Here is a 26,897-nt window from a genome sequence, read left to right as displayed (position 1 = left end):
GGTTCAGTGGCGATGCTCGCGGGTCACGCCGGCATCGAACTGCGCGACGATCTGTTTCCAGCCTGCGGCGGACAGCGCGGCATCGGTCAGCTCGGCGGGCGTTTTCAGATCGGCGGCGCGGTTGAGCCAGATGTCCGGCGCGGCAGTGGCGTCGGCGCTCAGTAGCATCACGAATGAACCGGCGACGGCGGGCGCCTGGCTGTGGCCGAAATAGGCCGTGTCCGCCAGCAATTGCCAGGCATGCCCGCCACGGCTGACCGAACTGGCGTCCTGGGCGAACGGGGCGAAACCTTCTTCAGCCAGGGTCTGTGGCGTCGGCAGGCTTTGCTGTTCCTCACGCAGCAGGCGGATTTCATCGAGGGTCACCCGCAGGTCGGCATAGATGCCTTGCTCGGCGGCACTCAGGTCGCGCCGTGCATCGAGTTGATGGCTGGAAACCGGCTCCGGTTCATGGGACACCCCGCGCCATGCCACCACTGATCCGGCGACGGCAAGGATCAGTAAACACAACAGCAGAACATTGAGGGTTTCATGGCCGGCACCGGCCGGGCGGACGACTTGGGTGGTGGGCGTGCTCATGGGGCCTCGATGTCGGCTTGGTCGATTTCCACAACGTGGCCTGGGCCGGCGTCGAACAGCACATAAAACTCGGCCGCCGGTTTTTTGAACGTCACGGTCGAGTCGGCGCCGAGCTTGCCCGGCAGCAGAATGGTTTCGTCGTAACCGATCACATCGAGGGTTACTCCCGGTGCGCCGCTGCCGTCCGAGAAGCCGCCGGTGCATTTGATCTGCTCGGCATCGACGGCTTTGCATTCGCACATCGGGTTATGGGCCAGGGCGCCGGCGCTGAAACCTGCGCACAGCATCAGCAACGCGGCGCGCAACTGCAGGCGGGAAGGGCGTTGAACGCGGTTCATGGTTTGGCTCCTTGTTGGTTCAGCCAGGCGAGGGTGGCGGGGGAGGCCTGGCTCAGGGGAATCGAGGCCTGGTGCATGCTGCCGTCCCAGCCTTCCATGGTGATCCACAGTTCGGCATCGGCTTTGGTTTTTTCCGCCACCGGCAATTGCGCGCCCATGCGATACGGCGTGCCGAAAAAAATCACCCCGGCGGCGCGCAGGCTGCGCGGTTTGCCGATGCGCAGGTAGGTGGCCTTGACCTGTTCGACACAGGCATCGCACAGGGCGGCATTGAAGTCCTTCATGTAGCCGGCGGGGCCGCTCAGGCGCGGTGCTTCGTTACGCAGTTCGGCCAGGCGCAGGCTCCACGGGCCGACCTGGATTTCGCCGACCTCATGCTCACCGAGGCCGACGTCACCGCGAAACAGCGCGGCATCGGCGAAATACTTGGGCATGAAGCCCAACGGAATCAGCAGCAGCAGGGCGTTCAGATGAAAGCGCCATTTGTGCCAGAAGCGGCGCAGGGCGGACGGTTGGGCAGTGCGGTTGGACGGGCTCACAGGTTGACCTCCGCCGGTTCACGGCTGACGCGGGGGCTGCGGGCCTTTTTATTTTCGCGCTTGAGGGCGTTGGCGGTGGCCAGCGCGGTGCGCTTGGTCCAGATCAACAGGCCGCTGAGGACCATCATGCTCAGCAGCAGACCGAAGAAGAACCAGATCAGTTTGATCCACAGACCGCCGAAATCACCGGTGTGCAGCGGGCGCATCGACTCGGTGACGAACTCCAGCGAGGAACGGTCGGTTAGCAGTCGCGTGGCGGCCATCTCACCGTTGTACGGGTTGAGCGTGGCGGTCTGGAACATCAGCGGATACCAGCCGCGACCGCCAAGGCTCAGGTGGCTGTAGGCATTGCCCGGCAGGCTGACGAAGCTGACTTCCAGCCCGGGGATGTGCTGTTCGGCGATCTGTACCGCGCGATCGAGGCTGATCCGTGGGGGAGGACTCGCGTCGCTCGACATCGGTACGCTTTCCCGGGACATGGCAGGAATGATCGGTTCGCTGCTGATCGACACCTGGTTGTCGGCCAGAATGGCCTGGATCAAAAACCAGGTGCCAGTGATCGAGATCACCGCGATGAACCAGATCGACCAGATGCCGCTCAGTCGATGGAAGTCGCCCCAGAAGATCCGCGCGCCGTGGCGAAAACGCAGGGTGGGTTTGAAGAAGCCTTTCCAGAAGCGCTTGTAGACCACCAGCCCGGTGACCAGCGAAGCGAGCATCGGCAGGCCGAGGAACGACACCAGGTACCAGCCCCAGCTGAAACCGTTGGTGAACGGCACCAGCCACCAGCCGTGCAGGGCGCGGGTGAACGCCTTGAAGTTGAAGTCCGGCGCCGGGCCTTGAATCACCCCGGTGTACGGGTTGACGTAGACCGTCTGCGAGCGGCCGTCGGGGTAGCTGACCTCGACGTCGAGGGCGAAGTGCGATTCGTCGGGGCGGCTGATGCTTTCCACCAGCGTCTGCGGTTCGGCCTGTTTGATCGCGGCCAGCACTTGATCGTAGCTGAGCAGCGGCGCGTCATCCGATGGCTGGCTGGCGCGCATCTGCGGGTTGGCCAGCCAGACGATTTCCTGGCTGACCACCGCCAGCGTGCCGGTGACACAGACGATCAGGACAAAAAACCAGATCGGCAGCGCGAGCCAGCTATGCACCAGGAACCACAGTTTGGAACGGGATTTCTTCGACATGTTTGCGCGTCTTGATTTCGATGAAAGGGCACGCGGCTACGGGCTTCGCAGCGCGGGTGTCCGCAAAAGGCGCGGTCGTGGCTGTTGCCTGTGCGAACGGCCTGCATCTCTATAGGACGGATGAGCCGGACAAATCCCGAAAGGTGATATGAAAGCAAATGTTTCGCAATTCCCCCCCTGTGGGAGCGGGCTTGCTCGCGAAAGCGGTAGATCATTCAACATTGAGGTCGACTGACACGACGCCTTCGCGAGCAAGCCCGCTCCCACAGGGGCGTTCGGTGATCAGCCGATCAAACACGATTCATGAATGCCGCTCTCACTGCCTGGCAATTGATGCGGTCAAGGCGCTCCCTATGATGGAAATCACTCGATTCCCCTAGTGAGCCCCGTGATGAGCCCCAGAACCCTCTACGACAAACACATCGATTCGCACACCGTGTGCCGCCTCGACGATCAGGGCCATGTGCTGTTGTACATCGATCGCCAGGTGATCAACGAATACACCAGCCCGCAGGCGTTCAGCGGTCTGCGTGCTGCCGGGCGCAAGGTCTGGCGGCCGGGTACGGCGTTGGCGGTGGTCGATCACGTCAACCCGACCACCCCCAAACGGGTGGCGGCGATGCCTGATGCCGGCGGTGCGCGGCAGGTGTCGTATCTGGCGGAGAACTGCCGGGACTTCGGCATCGAACTGCTGGACATTCTCGATAAACGTCAGGGCATCGAGCATGTGATCGCCCCGGAGCAGGGCTTCATTCTGCCGGGCATGGTCATCGCTGCCGGTGACAGCCACACCACCACGTACGGTGCGCTGGGGGCGTTCGGATTTGGCATTGGCACCTCGGAAATCGAGCACTTGCTGGCCTCGCAGACGCTGGTCTACAAACGCCTGAAAAGCCTGTGCGTGACGGTGGATGGCGAGTTGGCGCCGGGGCTGACGTCGAAGGACGTGATCATGGCGCTGATCGGCCGCATCGGTGCATCGGGCGCCACTGGCTATGCGATCGAGTTCTGCGGTTCGACCATTGATGCGCTGAGCGTCGAGGCGCGGATGACCATTTGCAACATGGCGGTAGAAGCCGGTGCACGCGGCGCCTTCATGGCACCGGACGAAAAAGTTTTTGCTTATCTCAAGGGGAAACCCCGAGCGCCGCAAGGCGTACTGTGGGCGCGCGGCGTGGAAAAATGGCGTGAACTGCGCAGCGATCCCGGCGCCGTGTTCGACCGCGAAATCCATCTCGACGCCAGTCTGCTGGAGCCGATGGTCACCTGGGGCACCAGCCCCGATCAGGCGGCTGCGATTGGCGCGCAGGTGCCTGACCCGCAGGCTATCGACGATCCGATTCTGCGACAGGACATGCGCCGCGCCCTCCAATACATGGGCCTGGAGGCGGGGATGGCGCTGCGCGATATCGTCATCAGCCACGCTTTTATCGGCTCCTGCACCAACGCGCGGATCGAAGATTTACGTGACGCCGCCAGCGTCGTGCGCGGGCGGCGGGTGGCAGGGCATGTGCGGGCGATGATCGTGCCCGGCTCCAGTGAGGTCCGCGCTCAGGCTGAAGCCGAAGGGCTGGCGCAGATCTTCATCGACGCCGGTTTCGAATGGCGTCAGTCCGGCTGCTCGATGTGCCTGGCGATGAACGATGACGTGCTCGCGCCCGGCGACCGTTGCGCCTCCAGCACCAACCGCAATTTCGAAGGCCGCCAGGGCGCCGGGGCGCGCACCCACCTGATGAGCCCGGCGATGGTCGCCGCCGCCGCGATCAGCGGCCACCTCACCGACATCCGCCACTTTGGAGAACGCCCATGAGCCTGCAACCCTTCACGCAAGTCAGCGGCCGGGCCGCGCCGCTGCTCGCGGCCAACGTCGATACCGACGTGATCATGCCCAAGCAGTTTCTCAAGGGTATCGATCGTCAGGGACTGGATCGTGGACTGTTTTTCGATCTGCGCTTTCTTGCCGACGGTACGCCCAACCCGGAATTCGTGTTGAACCAACCGGCCTGGCAGGGCGCGAACTTTCTGGTGGTCGGGCCGAATTTCGGTTGCGGTTCCAGCCGCGAACACGCGGTGTGGGGGTTGCAGCAAATGGGCATTCGCGCGCTGATCGGCAGCCGTTTTGCCGGGATCTTCTACGACAACTGCCAGCGCAACGGGGTGTTGCTGATTACCCTGGACGAGGCACAGGTGCAGCGCATTGGCCGGTTGGTGAGTCAGCCTGAAACGGCACTGATCCATGTGGATCTTGAGGCGCAGCAGATACGTCTGGCGGACGGTGAAGTCATCGATTTCCAGATTGACGGCTTGCGCAAGACCGCACTGTTGCTGGGGCTGGATGCGATAGGCAGTACCTTGCAGCGGCGTGAGCAGATCGAGGCGTTCGAACGCGAACACCTGGCCGCCAACCCATGGCTGACCTGACACCCAACTAGCCCTCTGTAGGAGTGAGCCTGCTCGCGATGGCGTCGTGTCAGTCGAAATAATCATTGGCTGAATGACCGCCATCGCGAGCAGGCTCACTCCTACAAGGGTTTGGTGTTGCACCCGCTATAGCGACAAATCCTTGAAATGCCCCTGCAAAAACTCCACACACGCCCGTAGCTTGCCGGAATTGGCCAGCCGCGTCGGGTACACCGCCCAGACATTGGCGCTCTGGCTGTAAGCGGCCAGCACCGGCAGCAGTCGGCCCTGTTCCAGCAACGGTTTCACATCCCACAATGAACGCAGCAGCACGCCGCGTCCGTCGAGCGCCCATTGCAGGACGATCTCGCCGTTGTTGGAAGACAGCGGCCCACTGACCCGCACGCTTTCCTGCGTGCCGTCGCGATCCAGATGCCAGACGCCGAAAGCGTTGTCGCGCTCCTTGATCACCAGGCAGTCATGTTGTTGCAGATCGTCCAGAGTCTGCGGTGTGCCTCGGCGTTCAAGGTATTCGGGCGCAGCGCACAGCACCCGGCGGTTACTCACCAGTTGCCGGCCGATGTGCTGGCCGGGCAGGTCGTCGCCGACGCGGATTTCCAGATCGAAGCCTTCGTTGACGATGTCCACCGCGCGGTCGAACAGGTCCAGGCGAATCTGCAACTGCGGGTGAAGCTCGGCCAGCCGCGAAACCGCAGGCGCCACATGGTTGCGGCCGAAACCGAAACTGCTGCAGATGTGCAAACGCCCGCGTGGACTGTCGTGGGCGTCGGCGAGATCGTCATGCAGTTGTTGAAAATCATCGAGGATGCGCAAGGCCCAGCGCTGCACCCGCTCGCCGTCCTCGGTCAGCGACACGCGGCGACTGGTGCGGTGCAGCAGGCGAGTGCCGAGGGTCGATTCGAGAATCTGGATGCGTTTGCTGACGTAGGCCGGGGACAGGCCCAGTTCATCCGCAGCGGCGGCAAAACCGTTCTTGCGGATAACGGTCAGCAGCACGCGCAGGTCTTCGGGCAGGGGCACGGGGTTTTGGTTCTGGGACATGTGGGAACGAGCATTGGCGGCACAAGCCGCCAGCATATCATCGGCCGTACATGGCTCGATTCAGCGCAGGAAATCCAGCGCTTCGGCGAGCAACAGTTCCGGCACTTCTTCGGCCAGATAATGCCCAGCCGGCAGCGCCTTGCCACTGACGTTGGTCGCCACATGCTGCCATTCCTTGAGCGGGTCAAAGCAGCGCCCGACTGTGCCTTGCGCACCCCACAGCACCCGCAGCGGCAGGTCAAGATGATGGCCGGCTGCGATGTCGGCCCGGTCATGTTCCAGGTCGATGCTGGCGCTGGCGCGGTAGTCCTCGCAAATGCCCCGGGCGCTGCCGGGACGTTGCAGGCAACGCAGGTATTCGCTGAACGCTGGCTCGGTGAACGGCGTAAGTCCGGCGCTGCGGCTGCCCATCACGCTGCGCAGATAGGCTGCGGGATCGGCCTCGATCAGGGTTTCTGGCAACGGCGCCGGGCGGATCAGGAAGAACCAGTGCCAATAGGCGCGGGCAAAGGCTTCGTTGGTCTGCGTGTACATCGCCAGGGTCGGGGCGATGTCCAGCAGCATCATCCGTTGCACCGCAACGCGGTGGTCGAGGGCCAGGCGATGGCCGACCCGGGCGCCACGGTCGTGGGCCAGAATCGAAAATTGTTCGAAGCCCAGCGCCTGCATCAACTCGAGGTTGTCCCTGGCCATTTCGCGTTTCGAGTAATTACGATGTTGTTCATCGGCAGCCGGTCGGGCGCTGTCGCCGTAGCCGCGCAGGTCGGCGGCGACCACGGTGAAATGCTCCGCCAACTGCTCGGCAATCTTGTGCCAGATCACGTGGGTCTGCGGGTGTCCGTGCAACAGCAACAACCCTGGGCCGCTGCCGCCGAGGCGATAGGCGATGTCGACACCGTTGACGTGGCGCTGGTCTTTGACGAATCCGGCAAACATCGGGCTGATCCTTGTTCAGGTGCGGGTGGAATGCATCCTGAAAGTGTTCGGCATTCGGGGCAAGGGTTGAAGCGTGGTGTGGTGGTTCATGAAGTGTGATCTATCCGCATTGGCCTCATCGCGAGCAGGCTCACTCCTACAGTTGAAATGCGTTCCAATTGTAGGAGTGAGCCTGCTCGCGATAGGGCCAGCCAAAACCCTGAAAATCTCAACCCTGACTGAACATCTCCATCGCCCGCTGCTTGATCTGCTCTTCCGTCAGATCCTCCTTGCGCGTGGCGAGAAACCACAGGTGCCCATAGGGATCCTTCAGCGTCCCGCTACGATCGCCATAAAACTGATCCTTGACCTCCGACACCGCACTCGCCCCGGCATCCAGCGCCCGCTGAAAGGACTTGTCGACATCAGTGACATACAGATGCAGACCGACCGACACGGCATTGTCCGGACCACTCAACGGCCCTTGATCGCACGGCGTGCCGAGCATGATCGCGCTGTCGCCAATACGCAGTTCGGCGTGGCCGACGCGCCCGTCGGGCATGTCCAGGCGCATGACCTGGGTCGCGCCGAAGGCTTTCTTGTAGAACTCGATGGCTTCGGCAGCCTTGAGGATGCCGAGGTACGGGGTAATGCTGTGATACCCCTCGGGAATGGGTTTGACGCTCATGACGTTCTCCCTGTTTTTGTTTTGCGAGGTATGGCTCCACCGGATTTGTGGAAGATTCACTATAGAACTGTCTGCGCGGCCAGCATTTTTCCCCGACGAGCAGTCAGTCCAGAAAGTGCGCCCCCGGCCCCTGATCACCGAGCACATCGCCCTGATTGCGCAACGGGCAGGCCTCCATCGACAGACACCCGCAACCGATGCAACCGGTGAGCCGGTCACGCAACAAGGTCAGCTGATTGATCCGCTCGTCCAGTTCGCGGCGCCATTGTTCGGACAGGACTTTCCAGTCTGCTGCTGTCGGAGCGCGGTCGTCGGGGAGTCTCTTCAGCGCCTCGCCAATCTCCGCCAGCGGAATGCCCAGACGCTGCGCGACCTTGATCAACGCCACCCGGCGTAAGACCGCCCGTGGGTAACGGCGCTGATTGCCGGCATTGCGCTGGCTGGTGATCAGGCCTTTCGATTCATAAAAGTGCAGGGCAGTGACCGCGACTCCGCTGCGCGCGGCGACTTCGCCCACGGTGAGCTGTTTGTGCAGGTTTTCCGGGGTGATCATTTTGCAAAAGGACTCTTGACCTTGACTTAACTAGAGGTTTTACCCTGCAGGCCTTCGAGTCGCAAGACTCGGCTTACGATGAGTGGGGACTTCTCATGCAAACCTCAGCGAAAAATCGCAGCTTTACCCAATTGATCGAATTCGAGATCGAGCCGCGCCAGCAGCCGGCATTGGTCAGTGCGCTGGCGCAGCAGAGTGAACATCTGGCGCAGCGCTACGCAGGCTTTGTCAGCGCCAGCGTTCAGGTCAGCGACGACGGCCGGCGGGTGCTGAGCCTGCTGCAGTGGCAGAGCCGCGAGGCCGGGGAGGCGGCGTTCTGTCGCTTTGAAAGCGGCGAGCAGGATTTCTGGCAGCTGATCCGCGCCCATCAGGCGAAGACCGTGACCTTCAATTCATTTCAGGTGTTGAGCAGCATCGCCCGCAGTCATGACGATGCGCTGCACTGCAATCTGGTGGGCTAGATCGACAACTGGATCAGGCGTTCACCGTGCAGGTTCTCCGTGAGTCGCCGCTTGTTCACCGCCAGTTCGCCGATCTTGATCAGCCGCGTGCGGGTGACATTGCGGCTCAGACCGAGCAGCGCGGCGGTGTGCACCTGGTTGTAATGGCAGAAGCGATAGGCGGCGCGCAGCAGGGCGTCTTCGACCTTTTCGTGGAGGGCGCCGGCCTGTTGTTCGAAGAGCTTCTGAAAGGCTCGCTCCAGCAGCGCTTCCGGTGAGTCGTCGGCGTTCGACTGCTGATCGTCCGGACGCTCGATGCGCAGGTTAGACAGGCGCAAATCGTCGCGTTCGATCACGCCGTTGCGGCAGATCAACAGGGTGTGATGGATGACGTTTTCCAGTTCGCGGATGTTCCCCGGCCAACTGTAGCTGCGCAGTTTCTGTTCGGCACCGGAGCTGATGCTGACCCGTCCGTAACCCAGGCGCTGGCTGTAGGCCTCGATGAAATGTCGGGTCAGCGGCAGGATATCGCCGGGTCGTTCGCGCAGCGGACTGAGTTCCAGATTGACCACGTTCAACCGGTAGAACAGGTCTTCGCGGAAGTTTCCGGCATTGATCGCTTTCTCCAGTTGCACGTTGGTCGCGGCCAGCACGCGCACATCGATCGGAATGCTCTTGCGCGAGCCGAGGCGCACCACTTCGCGCTCCTGCAACACCCGCAGCAACTTGACCTGAATCGCCATCGGCAAATCGCCGATTTCGTCGAGGAACAAGGTGCCGCCATCCGCCTCTTCGAACCACCCGGCCTTGGCGCTGAGGGCGCCAGTGAAGGCGCCTTTTTCATGGCCGAACAGCTCGGCTTCCACCAGCGATTCGGAGAACGCACCGCAGTTGACCGCGACAAACGGCCGATGCCGGCGGTGGCTCAGATTGTGGATGTGCCGCGCCACCAGCTCTTTGCCGGTGCCGGTCTCGCCGATGATCAGCACGCTGGCTTCGCTCGGTGCGACCTGCTGCAGATGCGCCAGCAGGGCCTGGGACTTGGGGTCTTCGAAGACCTGTGCGGTGGCACGGATCGACGTCGCCAGAGCGGGTGAGGGCGGAAGGGTCAGCAGTTGCATGGGGCTCGCTCCATTAAAGGCAGGATCAGGAATAGAACGTTGGCACCGGCAGCGCCTGATTCAGCGCCCAGTCGCCCAACTCGTGAAGTTTGTAGTCGAGCGGGTCGTGCAGGGTCTGCGTGCGCAGGTTGCGCCAGTGCCGATCGAGACGCAGCGAAGCGTGGGTCGAGCGCGCGCCAGTGACTTCGAACAAACGGCTGCAAATATCCAGCCCCTGACGACTGGCGGCGACCTTGGCGGTGGCAATCGCTGTGGCCAGATGTCCGCGCTCTTCTGCGGTCAGGTTCGGGCCTTGGGCCCAGGCCTCGTCGAGCAGCGCGGCGGCCCGTTCGACCAGCAGGCGGATGCCTTCCAGCGCCACCCAGAACTCGCCGTAATGCGCGAGTACGTACGGGTCTTCACGCACATTGCGGGCGGCGGATTTGTGCCAGAGCCGGGTTTCGCTCAGGGTGTATTGCCGCGCTTCCTCAAAGGCACCTTCGGCGATGCCGAGAAACATGTGGGTGAAGGTCAGTTGCGCGATCAGCGGACGCAGGCAGGCGAACGGTGTGCTCAACGGGCCGGGATCGAGCAGCAGTTCGGATTCCTCGACCCGCACCCGTTCGAACGTAGCGCTGCCGCTGTCGGTCTGGCGCTGGCCGATGTTGTTCCAGTCGTCGTGCAGGGTGATGCCGCTGCGACCGCTGGGGATCGCCGCGATCAGCAACTTGCCGCCGGCACTTTCGTCGACGGCCGAAGCGATCAGCATCTGCGAATCGCTGGCGCCGGAGCAGAAGCTTTTCTTCCCGGAAAACTCGCGCCAACCGCCGAAGTCCTTGACCACGGTGCGGGTGTCGAGCGGGTTGAGGGCGTTGCCCCAGAACCAGTTCTGCCGCGCGGTCTGTTCGAACCACGGCTGCCATTGTTCGGGCCGCGAGAACAGGCGCACGGTGGCGAGCATCAGGTGATGAAAGCCGAAGACGTGGGCGATGGAACTGTCGACCTTGGCGAACTCGCGCACGATCTGCAGGGTTTCGCTCCATGTCGCGCCGAGGCCGCCGTAGCGGGTGGGAATGCTCAGGGCCAGCAGGCCGCTGTCGCGCAGGGCATCGCGCTCGGCCTTCGGCGTACCGCCGCGCTCGTCACGCTCGACGGCGGTGACGGCGAATTCGGCGGCCAGTTGGCGCGCGGTTTGCAGCGGGGAGAGCAGGGTGCTTTGTGGGTTGGCGGTCACGCGGTGTTCCTCATCAAATCGACGCGATTCTCTGTAGGAGTGAGCCTGCTCGCGATGTGGTCAGCACAGTCGACATCACCGTCGCAGACACACCGCTTTCGCGAGCAGGCTCACTCCTACAGGGGGCGTTTTAGGCCTTGGCTTGGGTGGGCAACACATCGTTGGCAATCATTTCGCCAAACGGCCCGGTGAGGTTGGTCACGCCGCGTCCGGCCAGGCTCGCGTACGGCTCGGGCAGCAGCGGGAACACCAGTTCGGCAAAGCGATAAGCCTCTTCCAGATGCGGATAACCGGAGAAGATAAAACTCTCGATACCGAGGTCGGCGTACTCCTTGATCCGCGCGGCCACTTGCTGCGGGTCGCCCACCAGCGCGGTACCGGCGCCGCCGCGTACCAGACCGACGCCGGCCCACAGGTTGGGGGCGATTTCCAGGTTGTCGCGACGCCCGTCGTGCAACGCCGCCATGCGCCGCTGGCCTTCGGAGTCGAAGCGCGAGAAGGATTTCTGCGCGGCTTCGATGGTCTCGTCGCTGATGTGCTCGATCAGTTTGTCCGCAGCCTTCCACGCCTCTTCGGCGGTCTCGCGAACGATGACGTGCAGGCGAATACCGAACTTCACCTTGCGTCCATGGCGAGCGGCACGTTCACGTACATCGGCGAGTTTTTCGGCAACGGCGGCGGGCGGTTCGCCCCAGGTCAGGTACACGTCGACTTGCTCGGCAGCGAGGTCATGCGCCGCGTCGGACGAGCCGCCGAAATACAGCGGCGGATACGGTTTCTGCACGGGCGGATAAAGGGCCTTGGCGTTCTGTACTTTCAGGTGCTTGCCCTCGAAATCCACCGATTCCCCTTGCAACACCCGGCGCCAGATCCTGAGGAATTCGTCGGTGACTTCGTAGCGTTCGCTGTGGCTCAGGAAGCTGCCGTCGCCACGGTTTTCGTCAGGGTCGCCGCCGGTCACCACGTTGATCAGCAGACGACCGTTGGAAAGTCGATCGAGCGTCGCCGCCATGCGCGCCGAAACGGTGGGCGAAATGATCCCCGGGCGGATCGCTACCAGATAACGCAGGCGTTCGGTCAACGGCACCAGCGCCGAGGCGATCACCCACGAGTCTTCGCAGGAGCGCCCGGTGGGAATCAGCACGCCGTGATAGCCGAGGCTGTCGGCGGCTTGCGCCACTTGTTTCAGATAATTCAGGGTGACCGGGCGCGCGCCTTGGGTGGTGCCCAGGTAATGGCCGTCGCCGTGGGTCGGCAGGAACCAGAAAACATCCATGAACAGCTCCTTAAGCGATTTTCAGCAACGGTTTGATTTGTGTGCCGAACAGCGGCGCGGCGCGTTCGGCGGCCAGACGGATCCGCGCTTTCAGCGGTTCGCTGGTGATCTGGTAGTCGGCGAAATCGGCTTCGGTGGCGTAGACCCCGATCGGCAGGGTCACCGCCTGGAAGAAACTGAACAGCGGCCGCAACTGATGATCGAGCACCAGCGCATGGCGCTCGCTGCCGCCGGTGGCGGCGAGCAGCACCGGGGTATCGATCAGCGCGTTGAGGTCGATCAGGTCGAACAGATGCTTGAGCAGGCCCGGGTAGGAACCGCGATACACCGGCGCGGCGACGATCAGCAGATCGGCCTGTTCGATGGCTTGCAGTTCGGCTTCGACCTCGGCGCTCAGCTCCTGACGCGACAGGGCAGCACCCAACGGCCGGGCGATGTCACCGAGTTCGATCAGATGACTCTCGACCGGCAAGTGCCCGGCCAGTTCGGCCAACAGCGCTTGGGTCAGCACCAGCGTGCGCGATGGACGCCAGGTGCCACCGGAGAGGGCGACGACTTTCAGGGGACGCGACATGATGAGTTCCTTTTTATCAACAGTTGCTCAGCGAGCAGTGAGTAAGTGCCAAGGCTTGAGCAAGTGCTGTACCAATTCCTGAGAGGCCCGGTTTACCTGGGCTTGAGCGTTCTGGCGTGAGTCGGTTGTGCGGATATCAGGCGGGTTTGTTGATCTGCTGTTGCCTGGGCAACAGTTGCTGGAGCAACAGTTTTTCGCCGCGTGCAGGGATTTATAGCGGCTGCTGGTTATTCCGTAAAAGAACGTTCATCGATATTTATAGATCTTTAGGAGATATAGCGCCGATCAAGCTGAAATCCTGATAGCCACTATTGAGAGCGTTGATTTTTGCCCGGGCGGGCGCGGGCGTAGCCTTTGTCCATCGACTACTACCGCTCGCCAGGACGCTCCCCATGAATCGTTTACTGACTGTTTCGCTGCTGCTCGCTGTCTCCGTACTCGCCGGTTGCGCGACCCACGTTTCCCCCGAACAACGGCCGTACACCGCCGAAGAAACCCGCGAATTGGCAATGGAAGCGCTGAACCGCAGCGGCTTGTCTTTCGACGAATATCACGCGAAGAAAGCTGCACTGCTGGGCGAATCGCAATTCGACAAGAAAGCTGAAATGAGCGCCGGGCGAGCCATACAGCTGCACGGTCGTCCAAGCTAATCGCAAACTGTACTGCTTGAATTTTCGCGTAACTGTCCGTGGGTTTGCGCGCTGCCGTGCGATAGGGTCAACACCTGAATGACCCTGACGGATTGCCCCATGACCCTCTCGCTTGATCTGCTGTTGGGCTTTGCCCTGTTTGCCCTTGTCACCTCGATTACACCGGGGCCGAACAACACCATGTTGCTGGCGTCGGGCGTGAACTTCGGCTTCAACCGCACCATTCCTCACATGCTCGGCATCACCTGCGGCTTCTTCGTATTGGTGGTCGCCGTGGGTTTCGGCCTGGGCGCGGTATTCCAGACTTACCCGATTCTCTACACCGTGCTGCGCTATCTCGGCGCTGCATATCTGTTGTACCTGGCGTGGAAAATCGCCCATTCGGGGCCGGTGGGTGAGGGCGTGGAAGGCGAGGCCAAACCGATCAGCTATCTGGGTGCCGCCGCGTTTCAGTGGGTCAATCCCAAGGCCTGGATCATGGCCATCGGCGCCATCAGCACCTACACGCCGATGCAGGGTTACTTCACCAACGTGGTGGTGATCGCCGCCGTGTTCGCCATCATCAACCTGCCCAGCGTCGGCGTCTGGGCAGCGTGCGGCACGCTGCTGCGTAACGTGCTGAAGGACCCGCGCTGGTTGCGCGTGTTCAACTGGGGCATGGCGGCGCTGTTGGTGATTTCGCTGTACCCGTTACTTCTCGAAAGCTTTCACTGACGCATTGCTTCAACCGCCGGCCCGATGCCTGTTAAGCTCGGCTTCAGGAGCGTTCCTACGCACTTTTAAATGAAGTTGTTCTTCTTTAACGGCATCCGATCAGGTATTGATGACGGTCTCGAACCCAGGCGCAGCTCACAAGGCTGCGTTGTGCCGTTTGCAGACACGAGCCTCCTGATCCCGGAACACGCTCTGCGAGTCTTTTATGATTAAACGTCCGTTGTATTTCGATTACGCCGCCACCACCCCGGTGGACGAGCGGGTCATCCAGGTGATGATCGATTGTCTGGGTTTTCACGGTAACTTCGGCAACCCGGCGTCCAGCTCCCATGCCTTCGGCCAGCAGGCCCGGCACACGGTCGAGCAGGCCCGTCGGCAAGTCGCCGAACTGGTCGGCGCCGAGGCCGCGCAGATCGTCTGGACTTCCGGCGCCACCGAATCCAACAACCTCGCCCTCAAGGGCGTGGCCCAAGCGCGCGGCGTTGCCGGCGGCCACATCATTACCAGTCAGATCGAACACAAAGCCATTCTCGATACTGCCCGGCAATTGCAGGATGCCGGCGTTGCGGTGACCTATCTGGTGCCTGATGCTGAAGGCCTGATCACCCCGCAGGCGGTCAGCGAAGCCATGCGCGACGACACCTTTCTGGTATCGCTGATGCTGGTCAACAACGAACTCGGCACCCTCAACGATATCCCGGCGATCGGTGAAGTCGTGCGCGGCCGTGGCGCGTTGTTCCATGTCGATGCCGCGCAGGGCGCCGGCAAAGTGGCGATCGATCTGCAGCAGTGGCCAGTGGACTTGATGTCGTTTTCGGCGCACAAGCTTTACGGTCCCAAGGGGATCGGCGCGTTGTATGTCGGCCCGCGCGCGCAGCAGCGTTTGCAGGCGCAGATTCATGGCGGCGGCCACGAAGGCGGGCTGCGCTCCGGGACTCTGGCGACGCATCAGATCGCCGGCATGGGCGCGGCATTCGCCTTGGCGGCTGCCGAATTCGATACCGAGAAAAAGTCCATCGTGGCGCTGCGTGAACGGCTGCTCGAACAGTTGCTGAGTCTGCCGGGCGTACGTCTCAACGGCAGCGCCAACCAGCGCATCGCGCACACGTTGAGCCTGACCTTCAGCGAAGGTGAATTCAACAGTGCGGCCTTGAGCCAGTCGATCGCCTTTTCCGCGACCTCGGCCTGTAACTCGGCGAGCAACACGCCTTCTCACGTGCTGCTGGCGCTGGGGCACGACGCCCGGCTGGCCGGGCGCACCATTCGTCTGAGCCTCGGCCGTTTCACCACCGCCGATGATGTCGATCAGGCGGCAGCACTGATCAAAGGCGCCTGCGCCAGTGCCCCGGCATTCTGGGCGACAGGGCTTTAACCAGCCGGTTTTCACGGCTACGAACAATAACGATGAAGTGATTGGCAGGAGACATGATGAGTACCCAGACTTTGACCGAAGGAACGGTTCCCCAGCGCCTGGCGCACACCCGTGAATTAATGCGCCGTGAAGGCATTCATGCGTTGCTGGTGCCATCGGCCGACCCGCATCTGTCGGAATACCTGCCGGGTTATTGGCAGGGGCGGCAATGGCTGTCGGGCTTCCATGGTTCGGTCGGCACTTTGATCGTGACTGCTGATTTCGCCGGGGTCTGGGCCGACAGTCGCTATTGGGAACAGGCGACCAAGGAACTCAAGGGCAGCGGCATCGAACTGGTCAAGCTGCAACCGGGTCAGCTGAGCCCGCTGGACTGGCTGGCCGAGCAGACCCCGGAAGGTGGCGTAGTCGCGGTCGACGGTGCGGTGATGGCCGTAGCTTCAGCGCGCACCCTGAGCAGCAAGCTCGAAGCGCGCGGCGCGCGTCTGCGCACTGACATCGACTTGCTGAATGAAGTCTGGGCGGATCGCCCGAGCCTGCCGAACGCGCCGATCTATCAGCATCTGCCACCGCAAGCGACGGTCAGCCGTGGCGAAAAACTCGCCAAACTGCGCGAGACCCTGCAGGAACGTGGCGCCGATTGGCACTTCATCGCCACCCTCGATGACATCGCCTGGCTGTTCAACCTGCGCGGCGGCGACGTGTCGTTCAACCCGGTGTTTGTTTCTTTTGCGTTGATCAATCAACAGCAGGCCACGCTGTTTGTGGCCTTGAGCAAAGTCGATGCCGAGCTGCGTGCAGTGCTGGAACAGGACGGCGTGACTCTGCGCGATTACCGCGAAGTGGCCGACGCCTTGCGCGCCGTACCGGGTGGTGCGAGCCTGCTGGTGGATCCGGCGCGGGTGACCAGCGGTTTGCTGGATAACCTCGACAGCGCGGTGAAACTGGTCGAAGGCTTGAACCCGACCACCCTCGCCAAATCGCAGAAGAGCGAGGCCGATGCACAGCACATTCGCAAGGCCATGGAACAGGATGGCGCGGCGTTGTGCGAATTCTTCGCCTGGCTGGAATCGGCCTGGGGGCGTGAACGCATCACCGAACTGACCATCGACGAAAAACTCACCGCTGCCCGCGAGCGCCGTCCGGATTACGTGTCCTTGAGCTTCAACACGATTGCCGCGTTTAACGCCAATGGCGCGATGCCGCACTATCACGCCACCGAAGAAGAACACGCGGTGATCGAGGGTGACGGCTTGCTGCTGATCGACTCGGGAGGCCAATACCTGGGCGGCACCACCGACATAACCCGAATGGTCCCGGTCGGAACCCCGACGGCTGAGCAGAAGCGTGACTGCACGCGTGTGCTCAAAGGCGTGATCGCGCTGTCGCGGGCGCAGTTCCCGAAAGGCATTCTCTCGCCGTTGCTCGACGCCATTGCCCGCGCACCGATCTGGGCGGAAAGCGTGGATTACGGTCACGGTACCGGTCATGGGGTCGGCTATTTCCTCAACGTGCATGAAGGCCCGCAGGTGATCGCCTATCAGGCAGCACCGGCACCGCAAACGGCGATGCAACCGGGGATGATCACTTCGATCGAACCAGGCACCTATCGTCCGGGTCGCTGGGGCGTGCGCATCGAGAACCTGGCGATGAACCGCGAGGCGGGAAGCAGCGAGTTCGGTGAGTTTCTCAAGTTTGAAACCTTGACCCTCTGCCCGATCGACACGCGCTGCCTGGAGCCGTCCTTGCTCACGCAGGAAGAAAAGGAGTGGTTCAACGCCTACCATGCTGAAGTGCGTGAGCGTCTGAGTCCGTTGCTTGAGGGGGCCGCGCTGGAGTGGCTGAACACGCGCACAGCGGCGATCTGAATGGCTGAAACCCGGGCGCTGTTGGCAGCGTCCGGGTTCTGAGGTTTTTCTAAGCCTGACGCAGGGCCTCTTCGACGAAGTCGAGGCGGTCCTGTCCAAAGAACATCTGGTTGCCGATAAACATGCTCGGCGCGCCAAACACCCCGCGTTTAATGGCTGTTTCAGTGTTGTCCTTCAGGGCTGCCTTGACTGTCTCGTCGTTGGTCAGGGCCAGGACTTCATTGGGATCGAATCCGTGTTCGCTCAAAACCGCAGCGACAGTCTCCGGCTCATCGAGAGGGCGTCCCTCCACCCACAATGCCTTGAACAGACAATCGATAAATGCGTGAAAGCGTTCCGGTTGGCGCAGTTGTATGCCGGTGACCGCGCGCATCAGCATCAGCGTGTTGATCGGAAAATGCGGATTGAATTTCAGCGGCACGCCATAACGTTTGGCGTAGCGATCCAGATCCTGAAACATGTAACGGCCCTTCGCCGGAATCATTGCCGGTGATGCGTTGCCGGTCGCCTTGAACACGCCGCCGAGCAGCATCGGGATGTAGATCAGCCGGCTGCCGGTCTCGGCACAGATCTTCGGCAACTGGGTGTAGGCCAGGTAGGTGGCAGGGCTGCCGAGGTCGAAATAGAACTCCACGGTTTTCGTCATGTTCGCTGCTCTCTATTTATTGTTATGGCGGAGGCGGGGCTTACCAGCGTTCGTTCCATGGGCGCAGATCCAGCTCGAAGGTCCAGGCATCCCGTGGCTGACTGTGCAGATACCAGTAGTTTTCGGCGATGTGCTCGGGATTGAGAATACCGTCCTGATCCTTGGTCGCGTACTTCTCCGGGAAACTGTTGCGAATGAAGTCGGTATCGATCGCGCCATCGACCACTACATGGGCGACGTGGATGTTCATCGGCCCCAACTCGCGCGCCATGCTTTGCGCCAGTGCACGGATACCATGTTTGGCGCCGGCAAACGCGGCAAATCCGGAAGCACCGCGCAGACCGGCGGTGGCGCCAGTGAACAGAATGGTGCCGCGTTGGCGGGTGACCATGCGCTTGGCCACTTCGCGGGCATTGAGAAAGCCCGAGAAACAGGCCATTTCCCAGATCTTGAAATACTTGCGCGCAGTTTCTTCGAGAATGCTGCAAGGCACGTTGGCGCCAATGTTGAAGACAAACGCCTCGATCGGGCCGACGCGGGTTTCAATCTCTTCAATCAGCGCAATCACGTCTTCTTCCTTGCGCGCATCGCAGGCAAAGCCGTGAGCTTCGCCACCCTCGGCCTGAATCGCCTCGACCAGCGGCTGTAATTTGTCGGCACTGCGCCGCGTGACGCAAGCGATAAAACCTTCCCGGGCAAAGCGCTTGGCAATCGCTCCGCCGGTGGCATCGCCAGCACCCACCACCAACACGACCTTCTTGTTATTCATGGGTAGATCCCTTTAGTAAACGATCGTTAAGTGAACGAACGTTATGCTAGGATCCGGACAACGTCAAGGCGGTCGATCAAGAGGGCAAGCACATGCGGTATTCCGCCGGTCACAAGCTGGAAACCCGAGAAAAACTGCTGAGCAGCAGCGCGCTGTCAGCCAAGCGTTCTGGCTTTTCCACAGTCGGTGTCGATGGTTTGATGAAGGCCATCGGCCTCAGTGGCGCAGCGTTTTATAACCACTTCTCGTCGAAAAACGAGCTGTTCACGGCGATCGTCGAGCGTGAACTGTGTCAGAGCCTGGAGCGACTGGGAGGGCAGGGGGCGCAGGATCGTGAGCGGCTGGAACGCTGTCTGAAACAGTACCTGAGCATGGCTCACGTGGAGCAGCCTGAATCGGGCTGCGCCTTGCCGACACTGGGTGCGGAAATTGCCCGTTCAGATGATCAGGTTCGCGAGCAGGCTGAACTGTGGATTTGTCGGTTGCACGCCAGTTGGGCGCAGATTCTGGAAAGCGACAGCCTGGCGTGGGCGATTCTGTCGCAATGCGTCGGAGCGTTGGTAGTGGCGCGGATGCTGGTGACGCCGGATATTCAGCGAACGGTATTGAAATCCAGTCATGAGGAAATCGGGCGTCAGCTGGCTGCTCGACAAGGCGAGCAGCCAGCATGATTCATTTGCAGATGACGATCATGCTACGGCTGGTATAACCGGCCGGATTAAGACCGAACGGGTAGTCGCCGGGTTCTTCCACGGCGTCCCCTGATTTGGCGATGACTTTGTAGCCCTTTGGGGCGCAGGCATTGGCGGCGCTGGTGTAGCACTTGTCCCAAGAGGACGACAGCCCGGAACAGTTGATGTGCAGCCCTTTTTTACCGTGCTTCACTTGGGTCTTGGAAGTGGCTGCGCACCCCGCTACTGCCAATACAGCGATCAGTATCAAAATTCGTTTCATTACCGTCCTTATGGTAGCCACGAGTCTGGCGCTCGGGTCTGCCTGTATTCGCCTGCGCTTTAAGCGGTTCGATATCCCTGTCCGAAAAAATCCATGCCTGGCACTGAGTTAAGGGGCCTAAACATGGCCTAAATGAACGCCAATTGCCAGACCTTCGTCAAATCCTGTTTCAATCTGCCGCTACAACGGGTTTGGCGCTACTGCCCATGGTCATGGTTGCCCCGACGGAAGCCAGAATAATGCACAGGATCGCCATCCATTGTGACAGCGTGAGGTACTCCTGCAGGAATAGCAGCCCGGACAACGCGCCAAAGGCCGGTTCGATGCTCATCAACGTCCCAAAGGTGCGGGCTGGTATGCGGGTGAGGGCGACCATCTCCAGCGTGTAGGGCAAAGCAGTCGAGAGGATGGCGACGCCGATGGCCACCGGGATCAGCGACGGGGTGAGCAATGCCGCGCCGGCATGCACTATGCCGATCGGGGCGACAAACAGTGCGGCAATCATCACGCCCAGCGCCGCGGTCGTCACGCCGTTGTCGGCGCCAGCCTTTTGGCCGAACAGAATGTACAGCGCCCAGCACACGCCGGCCCCCAAGGCGTAACCGGCGCCCATTAGATCAATCCCCGTGGATGTCGCTCCTGTCGGGATCAACAGCAGCAGGCCAACTGCCGCCAGAGCAATCCAGAGAAAGTCGATAGCGCGGCGGGAGGCGTAGATGGCGACGGCCAACGGACCCGTGAATTCAAGCGCGACTGCAATTCCAAGTGGCACGGTGCGCAATGACATATAGAAGAGGAAGTTCATCCCGCCCAGCGCCATTCCGTAAACGATCACCGTGCGCAGGGACTGAGCTGTCAGCCTTGCGCGCCAAGGGCGCAATAACAACAGCATGATCACGCTGGCGAAGACCAGGCGCAGAGTGGTCGTTCCTTGAGCGCCAACCACCGGGAACATGCTCTTGGCCAGAGAGGCGCCAGACTGAATGGATGCCATGGCTATTAATAAGAGGCCAACCGGGAACAGCATTGAGGCCAGAGAGCGAGGTTGGTCAGTCATTGCAAGGCATCATCCGAAGGTGAGAACAGGGTGTTGTTTTAAGTGTTGGGCAATATACTGCGCATTCGCTGACGTTGCATCTATATATAAGCAGGCTTTTTCGGTGCATTGATAGAAAACTGAAATTAACGGTTGACGGCAGATTCAGGAGGTCTATAATTCGCCCCACTTCCGGCGCAGTCGAAACGGAAAACTCCTTGAGATTCAATGAGTTACGCAGTTTTCGGCAGCGGCTTGCTTCAGTTCATCGAAGCCTGGAAGGAGTTGAAAGAGCGGTGATGTTTGGCTCTTTTGACGGTTCGATCTTCTCGGTCGAAAGCGGAGAAAAAGAGGTGTTGACAGCAGCGTGTAACGCTGTAGAATTCGCCTCCCGCTAACGAGAGATCGGAAGCGCAAGTGGTTGAAGTTGTTGAAGAAATCTTCGAAAACTTCTGAAAATAATCACTTGACAGCAAATGAGGCTGCTGTAGAATGCGCGCCTCGGTTGAGACGAAAGATCTTAACCAACCGCTCTTTAACAACTGAATCAAGCAATTCGTGTGGGTGCTTGTGGGGTCAGACTGATAGTCAACAAGATTATCAGCATCACAAGTTACTCCGCGAGAAATCAAAGATGTAACCAACGATTGCTGAGCCAAGTTTAGGGTTTCTTAAAAACCCAAAGATGTTTGAACTGAAGAGTTTGATCATGGCTCAGATTGAACGCTGGCGGCAGGCCTAACACATGCAAGTCGAGCGGATGAGAGGAGCTTGCTCCTGGATTCAGCGGCGGACGGGTGAGTAATGCCTAGGAATCTGCCTGGTAGTGGGGGACAACGTTTCGAAAGGAACGCTAATACCGCATACGTCCTACGGGAGAAAGCAGGGGACCTTCGGGCCTTGCGCTATCAGATGAGCCTAGGTCGGATTAGCTAGTTGGTGAGGTAATGGCTCACCAAGGCGACGATCCGTAACTGGTCTGAGAGGATGATCAGTCACACTGGAACTGAGACACGGTCCAGACTCCTACGGGAGGCAGCAGTGGGGAATATTGGACAATGGGCGAAAGCCTGATCCAGCCATGCCGCGTGTGTGAAGAAGGTCTTCGGATTGTAAAGCACTTTAAGTTGGGAGGAAGGGTTGTAGATTAATACTCTGCAATTTTGACGTTACCGACAGAATAAGCACCGGCTAACTCTGTGCCAGCAGCCGCGGTAATACAGAGGGTGCAAGCGTTAATCGGAATTACTGGGCGTAAAGCGCGCGTAGGTGGTTTGTTAAGTTGGATGTGAAATCCCCGGGCTCAACCTGGGAACTGCATCCAAAACTGGCAAGCTAGAGTATGGTAGAGGGTGGTGGAATTTCCTGTGTAGCGGTGAAATGCGTAGATATAGGAAGGAACACCAGTGGCGAAGGCGACCACCTGGACTGATACTGACACTGAGGTGCGAAAGCGTGGGGAGCAAACAGGATTAGATACCCTGGTAGTCCACGCCGTAAACGATGTCAACTAGCCGTTGGGAGCCTTGAGCTCTTAGTGGCGCAGCTAACGCATTAAGTTGACCGCCTGGGGAGTACGGCCGCAAGGTTAAAACTCAAATGAATTGACGGGGGCCCGCACAAGCGGTGGAGCATGTGGTTTAATTCGAAGCAACGCGAAGAACCTTACCAGGCCTTGACATCCAATGAACTTTCCAGAGATGGATTGGTGCCTTCGGGAGCATTGAGACAGGTGCTGCATGGCTGTCGTCAGCTCGTGTCGTGAGATGTTGGGTTAAGTCCCGTAACGAGCGCAACCCTTGTCCTTAGTTACCAGCACGTTATGGTGGGCACTCTAAGGAGACTGCCGGTGACAAACCGGAGGAAGGTGGGGATGACGTCAAGTCATCATGGCCCTTACGGCCTGGGCTACACACGTGCTACAATGGTCGGTACAGAGGGTTGCCAAGCCGCGAGGTGGAGCTAATCCCACAAAACCGATCGTAGTCCGGATCGCAGTCTGCAACTCGACTGCGTGAAGTCGGAATCGCTAGTAATCGCGAATCAGAATGTCGCGGTGAATACGTTCCCGGGCCTTGTACACACCGCCCGTCACACCATGGGAGTGGGTTGCACCAGAAGTAGCTAGTCTAACCTTCGGGAGGACGGTTACCACGGTGTGATTCATGACTGGGGTGAAGTCGTAACAAGGTAGCCGTAGGGGAACCTGCGGCTGGATCACCTCCTTAATCGACGACATCAGCTGCTCCATAAGTTCCCACACGAATTGCTTGATTCATTGAAGAAGACGATAGAAGCAGCCCGAAATTGGGTCTGTAGCTCAGTTGGTTAGAGCGCACCCCTGATAAGGGTGAGGTCGGCAGTTCGAATCTGCCCAGACCCACCAATTTTTGTGTGGGAAACCTGTAGAAATACGGGGCCATAGCTCAGCTGGGAGAGCGCCTGCCTTGCACGCAGGAGGTCAGCGGTTCGATCCCGCTTGGCTCCACCACCACTGCTTCTGAAGTTTGAAAGCTTAGAAATGAGCATTCCATCGCTGTGATGGCGAATGCTGATTTCTAGTCTTTTGATTAGATCGTTCTTTAAAAATTTGGGTATGTGATAGAAAGATAGACTGAACGTTACTTTCACTGGTAACGGATCAGGCTAAGGTAAAATTTGTGAGTGACTCTTAAGAGTTTTGCGAATTTTCGGCGAATGTCGTCTTCACAGTATAACCAGATTGCTTGGGGTTATATGGTCAAGTGAAGAAGCGCATACGGTGGATGCCTTGGCAGTCAGAGGCGATGAAAGACGTGGTAGCCTGCGAAAAGCTTCGGGGAGTCGGCAAACAGACTTTGATCCGGAGATGTCTGAATGGGGGAACCCAGCCATCACAAGATGGTTATCTTGTACTGAATACATAGGTGCAAGAGGCGAACCAGGGGAACTGAAACATCTAAGTACCCTGAGGAAAAGAAATCAACCGAGATTCCCTTAGTAGTGGCGAGCGAACGGGGACTAGCCCTTAAGTGGCTTTGAGATTAGCGGAACGCTCTGGAAAGTGCGGCCATAGTGGGTGATAGCCCTGTACGCGAAAGTCTCTTAGTCATGAAATCGAGTAGGACGGAGCACGAGAAACTTTGTCTGAATATGGGGGGACCATCCTCCAAGGCTAAATACTACTGACTGACCGATAGTGAACTAGTACCGTGAGGGAAAGGCGAAAAGAACCCCGGAGAGGGGAGTGAAATAGATCCTGAAACCGTATGCGTACAAGCAGTGGGAGCCCATTTTGTTGGGTGACTGCGTACCTTTTGTATAATGGGTCAGCGACTTATTTTCAGTGGCGAGCTTAACCGAATAGGGGAGGCGTAGCGAAAGCGAGTCTTAATAGGGCGTCTAGTCGCTGGGAATAGACCCGAAACCGGGCGATCTATCCATGGGCAGGTTGAAGGTTAGGTAACACTGACTGGAGGACCGAACCGACTACCGTTGAAAAGTTAGCGGATGACCTGTGGATCGGAGTGAAAGGCTAATCAAGCTCGGAGATAGCTGGTTCTCCTCGAAAGCTATTTAGGTAGCGCCTCATGTATCACTGTAGGGGGTAGAGCACTGTTTCGGCTAGGGGGTCATCCCGACTTACCAAACCGATGCAAACTCCGAATACCTACAAGTGCCGAGCATGGGAGACACACGGCGGGTGCTAACGTCCGTCGTGAAAAGGGAAACAACCCAGACCGTCAGCTAAGGTCCCAAAGTTATGGTTAAGTGGGAAACGATGTGGGAAGGCTTAGACAGCTAGGAGGTTGGCTTAGAAGCAGCCACCCTTTAAAGAAAGCGTAATAGCTCACTAGTCGAGTCGGCCTGCGCGGAAGATGTAACGGGGCTCAAACCATACACCGAAGCTACGGGTATCACGCAAGTGATGCGGTAGAGGAGCGTTCTGTAAGCCTGTGAAGGTGAGTTGAGAAGCTTGCTGGAGGTATCAGAAGTGCGAATGCTGACATGAGTAACGACAATGGGTGTGAAAAACACCCACGCCGAAAGACCAAGGTTTCCTGCGCAACGTTAATCGACGCAGGGTTAGTCGGTCCCTAAGGCGAGGCTGAAAAGCGTAGTCGATGGAAAACAGGTTAATATTCCTGTACTTCTGGTTATTGCGATGGAGGGACGGAGAAGGCTAGGCCAGCTTGGCGTTGGTTGTCCAAGTTTAAGGTGGTAGGCTGAGATCTTAGGTAAATCCGGGATCTCAAGGCCGAGAGCTGATGACGAGTTACCTTTTAGGTGACGAAGTGGTTGATGCCATGCTTCCAAGAAAAGCTTCTAAGCTTCAGATAATCAGGAACCGTACCCCAAACCGACACAGGTGGTTGGGTAGAGAATACCAAGGCGCTTGAGAGAACTCGGGTGAAGGAACTAGGCAAAATGGCACCGTAACTTCGGGAGAAGGTGCGCCGGTGAGGGTGAAGGACTTGCTCCGTAAGCTCATGCCGGTCGAAGATACCAGGCCGCTGCGACTGTTTATTAAAAACACAGCACTCTGCAAACACGAAAGTGGACGTATAGGGTGTGACGCCTGCCCGGTGCCGGAAGGTTAATTGATGGGGTTAGCTAACGCGAAGCTCTTGATCGAAGCCCCGGTAAACGGCGGCCGTAACTATAACGGTCCTAAGGTAGCGAAATTCCTTGTCGGGTAAGTTCCGACCTGCACGAATGGCGTAACGATGGCGGCGCTGTCTCCACCCGAGACTCAGTGAAATTGAAATCGCTGTGAAGATGCAGTGTATCCGCGGCTAGACGGAAAGACCCCGTGAACCTTTACTATAGCTTTGCACTGGACTTTGAATTTGCTTGTGTAGGATAGGTGGGAGGCTTTGAAGCGTGGACGCCAGTTCGCGTGGAGCCATCCTTGAAATACCACCCTGGCAACTTTGAGGTTCTAACTCAGGTCCGTTATCCGGATCGAGGACAGTGTATGGTGGGTAGTTTGACTGGGGCGGTCTCCTCCTAAAGAGTAACGGAGGAGTACGAAGGTGCGCTCAGACCGGTCGGAAATCGGTCGTAGAGTATAAAGGCAAAAGCGCGCTTGACTGCGAGACAGACACGTCGAGCAGGTACGAAAGTAGGTCTTAGTGATCCGGTGGTTCTGTATGGAAGGGCCATCGCTCAACGGATAAAAGGTACTCCGGGGATAACAGGCTGATACCGCCCAAGAGTTCATATCGACGGCGGTGTTTGGCACCTCGATGTCGGCTCATCACATCCTGGGGCTGAAGCCGGTCCCAAGGGTATGGCTGTTCGCCATTTAAAGTGGTACGCGAGCTGGGTTTAGAACGTCGTGAGACAGTTCGGTCCCTATCTGCCGTGGACGTTTGAGATTTGAGAGGGGCTGCTCCTAGTACGAGAGGACCGGAGTGGACGAACCTCTGGTGTTCCGGTTGTCACGCCAGTGGCATTGCCGGGTAGCTATGTTCGGGAAAGATAACCGCTGAAAGCATCTAAGCGGGAAACTTGCCTCAAGATGAGATCTCACTGGAACCTTGAGTTCCCTGAAGGGCCGTCGAAGACTACGACGTTGATAGGTTGGGTGTGTAAGCGCTGTGAGGCGTTGAGCTAACCAATACTAATTGCCCGTGAGGCTTGACCATATAACACCCAAGCAATCTGCATGCTCGAAAGAGACCAGATTGCGGTGTGTGAAGACGCAATGAACCGAAAGTTCGCGATGCTCACAAACACCTGTATCACATACCCGATTTGCTGAAGCGAGGCCAACCGGTCACGAGTCAGTACCCGAATTTCTTGACGACCATAGAGCGTTGGAACCACCTGATCCCATCCCGAACTCAGAAGTGAAACGATGCATCGCCGATGGTAGTGTGGGGTTTCCCCATGTGAGAGTAGGTCATCGTCAAGATTAAATTCCGAAACCCCAATTGCGAAAGCAGTTGGGGTTTTGTTTTGCCCGCAGGAAAGTGCTCCTCTCGCCAGAGTCAGACGGCACGAGAGTTCCAACCGTCGCCG

General features: G+C 59.3%; 24 protein-coding genes, 2 tRNA genes and 3 rRNA genes. 13 read left to right on the top strand and 16 right to left on the bottom strand.

The window, feature by feature from the left end; all coding sequences use genetic code 11:
- Window positions 1–3: 3 nt before the first annotated feature.
- The 4 genes from ACOYXG_RS18130 to ACOYXG_RS18115 are packed head-to-tail and all read right to left on the bottom strand — an operon-like array spanning window position 4 to window position 2,643.
- A complete protein-coding gene (locus tag ACOYXG_RS18130; protein ID WP_460353210.1) occupies window positions 4–579 on the bottom strand; it encodes a DUF6162 family protein in 576 nt (191 codons plus the stop codon).
- A complete protein-coding gene (locus ACOYXG_RS18125) occupies window positions 576–917 on the bottom strand; it encodes a hypothetical protein (protein WP_097088250.1) in 342 nt (113 codons plus the stop codon). The genes ACOYXG_RS18130 and ACOYXG_RS18125 overlap by 4 nt, the downstream gene beginning before the upstream one ends.
- On the bottom strand, window positions 914–1,456 hold the full coding sequence (locus tag ACOYXG_RS18120) for a hypothetical protein (protein WP_027613388.1): 543 nt from the start codon (window positions 1,454–1,456) through the stop codon (window positions 914–916). Before ACOYXG_RS18120 ends, ACOYXG_RS18125 begins: the two co-directional genes overlap by 4 nt.
- Entirely contained in the window at window positions 1,453–2,643 is a 1,191-nt protein-coding gene (locus tag ACOYXG_RS18115) for a PepSY-associated TM helix domain-containing protein (protein ID WP_150368228.1), read from the bottom strand. The genes ACOYXG_RS18120 and ACOYXG_RS18115 overlap by 4 nt, the downstream gene beginning before the upstream one ends.
- Window positions 2,644–3,034: 391 nt before the next feature.
- Between ACOYXG_RS18115 and leuC the strand changes: the two genes are divergently transcribed.
- Both leuC and leuD read left to right on the top strand, forming a co-directional pair.
- Window positions 3,035–4,453: a 3-isopropylmalate dehydratase large subunit gene (leuC, locus tag ACOYXG_RS18110; RefSeq protein WP_460353206.1), complete on the top strand. Its 1,419-nt coding sequence runs from the start codon at window positions 3,035–3,037 to the stop codon at window positions 4,451–4,453.
- Window positions 4,450–5,064: a 3-isopropylmalate dehydratase small subunit gene (gene leuD / locus ACOYXG_RS18105; protein WP_097088242.1), complete on the top strand. Its 615-nt coding sequence runs from the start codon at window positions 4,450–4,452 to the stop codon at window positions 5,062–5,064. Before leuC ends, leuD begins: the two co-directional genes overlap by 4 nt.
- A gap of 126 nt (window positions 5,065–5,190) precedes the next feature.
- On the opposite strand, the gene ACOYXG_RS18100 is transcribed toward leuD, so the two are convergent.
- The 4 genes from ACOYXG_RS18100 to soxR all read right to left on the bottom strand — a co-directional run bounded on the left by ACOYXG_RS18100 (window position 5,191) and on the right by soxR (window position 8,261).
- On the bottom strand, window positions 5,191–6,141 hold the full coding sequence (locus ACOYXG_RS18100; RefSeq protein ID WP_103368492.1) for a LysR substrate-binding domain-containing protein: 951 nt from the start codon (window positions 6,139–6,141) through the stop codon (window positions 5,191–5,193).
- Between the two features lie 24 nt (window positions 6,142–6,165).
- On the bottom strand, window positions 6,166–7,041 hold the full coding sequence (locus ACOYXG_RS18095) for an alpha/beta fold hydrolase (protein WP_460353202.1): 876 nt from the start codon (window positions 7,039–7,041) through the stop codon (window positions 6,166–6,168).
- Window positions 7,042–7,249: 208 nt separating this feature from the next.
- A complete protein-coding gene (locus ACOYXG_RS18090) occupies window positions 7,250–7,708 on the bottom strand; it encodes a VOC family protein (protein ID WP_097088236.1) in 459 nt (152 codons plus the stop codon).
- Window positions 7,709–7,811: 103 nt separating this feature from the next.
- On the bottom strand, window positions 7,812–8,261 hold the full coding sequence (soxR, locus tag ACOYXG_RS18085) for a redox-sensitive transcriptional activator SoxR (RefSeq protein ID WP_097088235.1): 450 nt from the start codon (window positions 8,259–8,261) through the stop codon (window positions 7,812–7,814).
- 95 nt (window positions 8,262–8,356) lie between these two features.
- On the opposite strand from soxR, the gene ACOYXG_RS18080 reads away from it, so the two are divergent.
- Entirely contained in the window at window positions 8,357–8,722 is a 366-nt protein-coding gene (locus ACOYXG_RS18080) for an antibiotic biosynthesis monooxygenase (protein WP_115989268.1), read from the top strand.
- Here ACOYXG_RS18080 and ACOYXG_RS18075 read toward each other — a convergent pair.
- The 4 genes from ACOYXG_RS18075 to msuE form a co-directional block, all read right to left on the bottom strand.
- The gene (locus ACOYXG_RS18075; protein ID WP_103368496.1) at window positions 8,719–9,822 is read right to left on the bottom strand and encodes a sigma-54 interaction domain-containing protein; all 1,104 of its coding nucleotides are present in this window, start codon (window positions 9,820–9,822) and stop codon (window positions 8,719–8,721) included. The genes ACOYXG_RS18080 and ACOYXG_RS18075 overlap by 4 nt on opposite strands.
- A 25-nt stretch (window positions 9,823–9,847) precedes the next feature.
- Window positions 9,848–11,035 carry an acyl-CoA dehydrogenase family protein gene (locus tag ACOYXG_RS18070; protein WP_460353198.1) on the bottom strand — a complete coding sequence of 396 codons (1,188 nt, stop codon included), beginning with the start codon at window positions 11,033–11,035 and terminating at the stop codon, window positions 9,848–9,850.
- A 130-nt stretch (window positions 11,036–11,165) separates the two neighbouring features.
- Entirely contained in the window at window positions 11,166–12,311 is a 1,146-nt protein-coding gene (gene ssuD / locus ACOYXG_RS18065; RefSeq protein WP_007965452.1) for an FMNH2-dependent alkanesulfonate monooxygenase, read from the bottom strand.
- A gap of 10 nt (window positions 12,312–12,321) precedes the next feature.
- Window positions 12,322–12,885: an FMN reductase gene (gene msuE, locus ACOYXG_RS18060; RefSeq protein ID WP_095137368.1), complete on the bottom strand. Its 564-nt coding sequence runs from the start codon at window positions 12,883–12,885 to the stop codon at window positions 12,322–12,324.
- Window positions 12,886–13,277: 392 nt separating this feature from the next.
- On the opposite strand from msuE, the gene ACOYXG_RS18055 reads away from it, so the two are divergent.
- The 4 genes from ACOYXG_RS18055 to ACOYXG_RS18040 all read left to right on the top strand — a co-directional run bounded on the left by ACOYXG_RS18055 (window position 13,278) and on the right by ACOYXG_RS18040 (window position 17,486).
- Window positions 13,278–13,535 carry a hypothetical protein gene (locus ACOYXG_RS18055; RefSeq protein ID WP_041069780.1) on the top strand — a complete coding sequence of 86 codons (258 nt, stop codon included), beginning with the start codon at window positions 13,278–13,280 and terminating at the stop codon, window positions 13,533–13,535.
- 99 nt (window positions 13,536–13,634) lie between these two features.
- Window positions 13,635–14,249, top strand: a complete 615-nt coding sequence (locus ACOYXG_RS18050) for a LysE family translocator (protein WP_003226640.1) — start codon at window positions 13,635–13,637, stop codon at window positions 14,247–14,249.
- A gap of 205 nt (window positions 14,250–14,454) precedes the next feature.
- Window positions 14,455–15,621 carry an aminotransferase class V-fold PLP-dependent enzyme gene (locus ACOYXG_RS18045; RefSeq protein ID WP_097088228.1) on the top strand — a complete coding sequence of 389 codons (1,167 nt, stop codon included), beginning with the start codon at window positions 14,455–14,457 and terminating at the stop codon, window positions 15,619–15,621.
- 56 nt (window positions 15,622–15,677) lie between these two features.
- Window positions 15,678–17,486 carry an aminopeptidase P family protein gene (locus ACOYXG_RS18040; protein ID WP_460353192.1) on the top strand — a complete coding sequence of 603 codons (1,809 nt, stop codon included), beginning with the start codon at window positions 15,678–15,680 and terminating at the stop codon, window positions 17,484–17,486.
- Between the two features lie 49 nt (window positions 17,487–17,535).
- Here the strand turns inward: ACOYXG_RS18040 and ACOYXG_RS18035 are convergent, their stop codons facing one another.
- Window positions 17,536–18,132: a 2-hydroxychromene-2-carboxylate isomerase gene (locus ACOYXG_RS18035; protein WP_096795008.1), complete on the bottom strand. Its 597-nt coding sequence runs from the start codon at window positions 18,130–18,132 to the stop codon at window positions 17,536–17,538.
- A 40-nt stretch (window positions 18,133–18,172) separates the two neighbouring features.
- On the bottom strand, window positions 18,173–18,901 hold the full coding sequence (locus tag ACOYXG_RS18030) for an SDR family oxidoreductase (RefSeq protein WP_460353189.1): 729 nt from the start codon (window positions 18,899–18,901) through the stop codon (window positions 18,173–18,175).
- A 92-nt stretch (window positions 18,902–18,993) separates the two neighbouring features.
- On the opposite strand from ACOYXG_RS18030, the gene ACOYXG_RS18025 reads away from it, so the two are divergent.
- A complete protein-coding gene (locus ACOYXG_RS18025) occupies window positions 18,994–19,572 on the top strand; it encodes a TetR/AcrR family transcriptional regulator (RefSeq protein WP_460353187.1) in 579 nt (192 codons plus the stop codon).
- Window position 19,573: 1 nt separating this feature from the next.
- Here ACOYXG_RS18025 and ACOYXG_RS18020 read toward each other — a convergent pair whose 3' ends face one another.
- The gene (locus ACOYXG_RS18020; RefSeq protein ID WP_007965435.1) at window positions 19,574–19,855 is read right to left on the bottom strand and encodes a hypothetical protein; all 282 of its coding nucleotides are present in this window, start codon (window positions 19,853–19,855) and stop codon (window positions 19,574–19,576) included.
- 169 nt (window positions 19,856–20,024) lie between these two features.
- Window positions 20,025–20,912 carry a threonine/homoserine exporter RhtA gene (rhtA, locus tag ACOYXG_RS18015; RefSeq protein WP_027613370.1) on the bottom strand — a complete coding sequence of 296 codons (888 nt, stop codon included), beginning with the start codon at window positions 20,910–20,912 and terminating at the stop codon, window positions 20,025–20,027.
- A 670-nt stretch (window positions 20,913–21,582) separates the two neighbouring features.
- Here rhtA and ACOYXG_RS18010 point away from each other — a divergent pair.
- The 5 genes from ACOYXG_RS18010 (at window position 21,583) to rrf (ending at window position 26,790) form a co-directional block, all read left to right on the top strand.
- Window positions 21,583–23,119 (top strand): 16S ribosomal RNA (locus ACOYXG_RS18010).
- Between the two features lie 81 nt (window positions 23,120–23,200).
- Window positions 23,201–23,277 (top strand) — tRNA-Ile (locus ACOYXG_RS18005).
- A gap of 29 nt (window positions 23,278–23,306) precedes the next feature.
- A tRNA-Ala gene (locus ACOYXG_RS18000) sits at window positions 23,307–23,382 on the top strand.
- Window positions 23,383–23,629: 247 nt separating this feature from the next.
- Window positions 23,630–26,521 (top strand): 23S ribosomal RNA (locus ACOYXG_RS17995).
- 153 nt (window positions 26,522–26,674) lie between these two features.
- Window positions 26,675–26,790, top strand: a 5S ribosomal RNA gene (gene rrf, locus ACOYXG_RS17990).
- Together the 16S, 23S and 5S rRNA genes with 2 tRNA genes alongside form the textbook arrangement of a ribosomal RNA operon.
- The last annotated feature ends 107 nt before the right edge of the window (window positions 26,791–26,897 follow it).

The sequence above is a fragment of the Pseudomonas sp. G3-39 genome (assembly GCF_054790485.1).
Note: the sequence above shows the minus strand (reverse complement) of the source record. Positions and strands in the feature narration are given on the sequence as shown.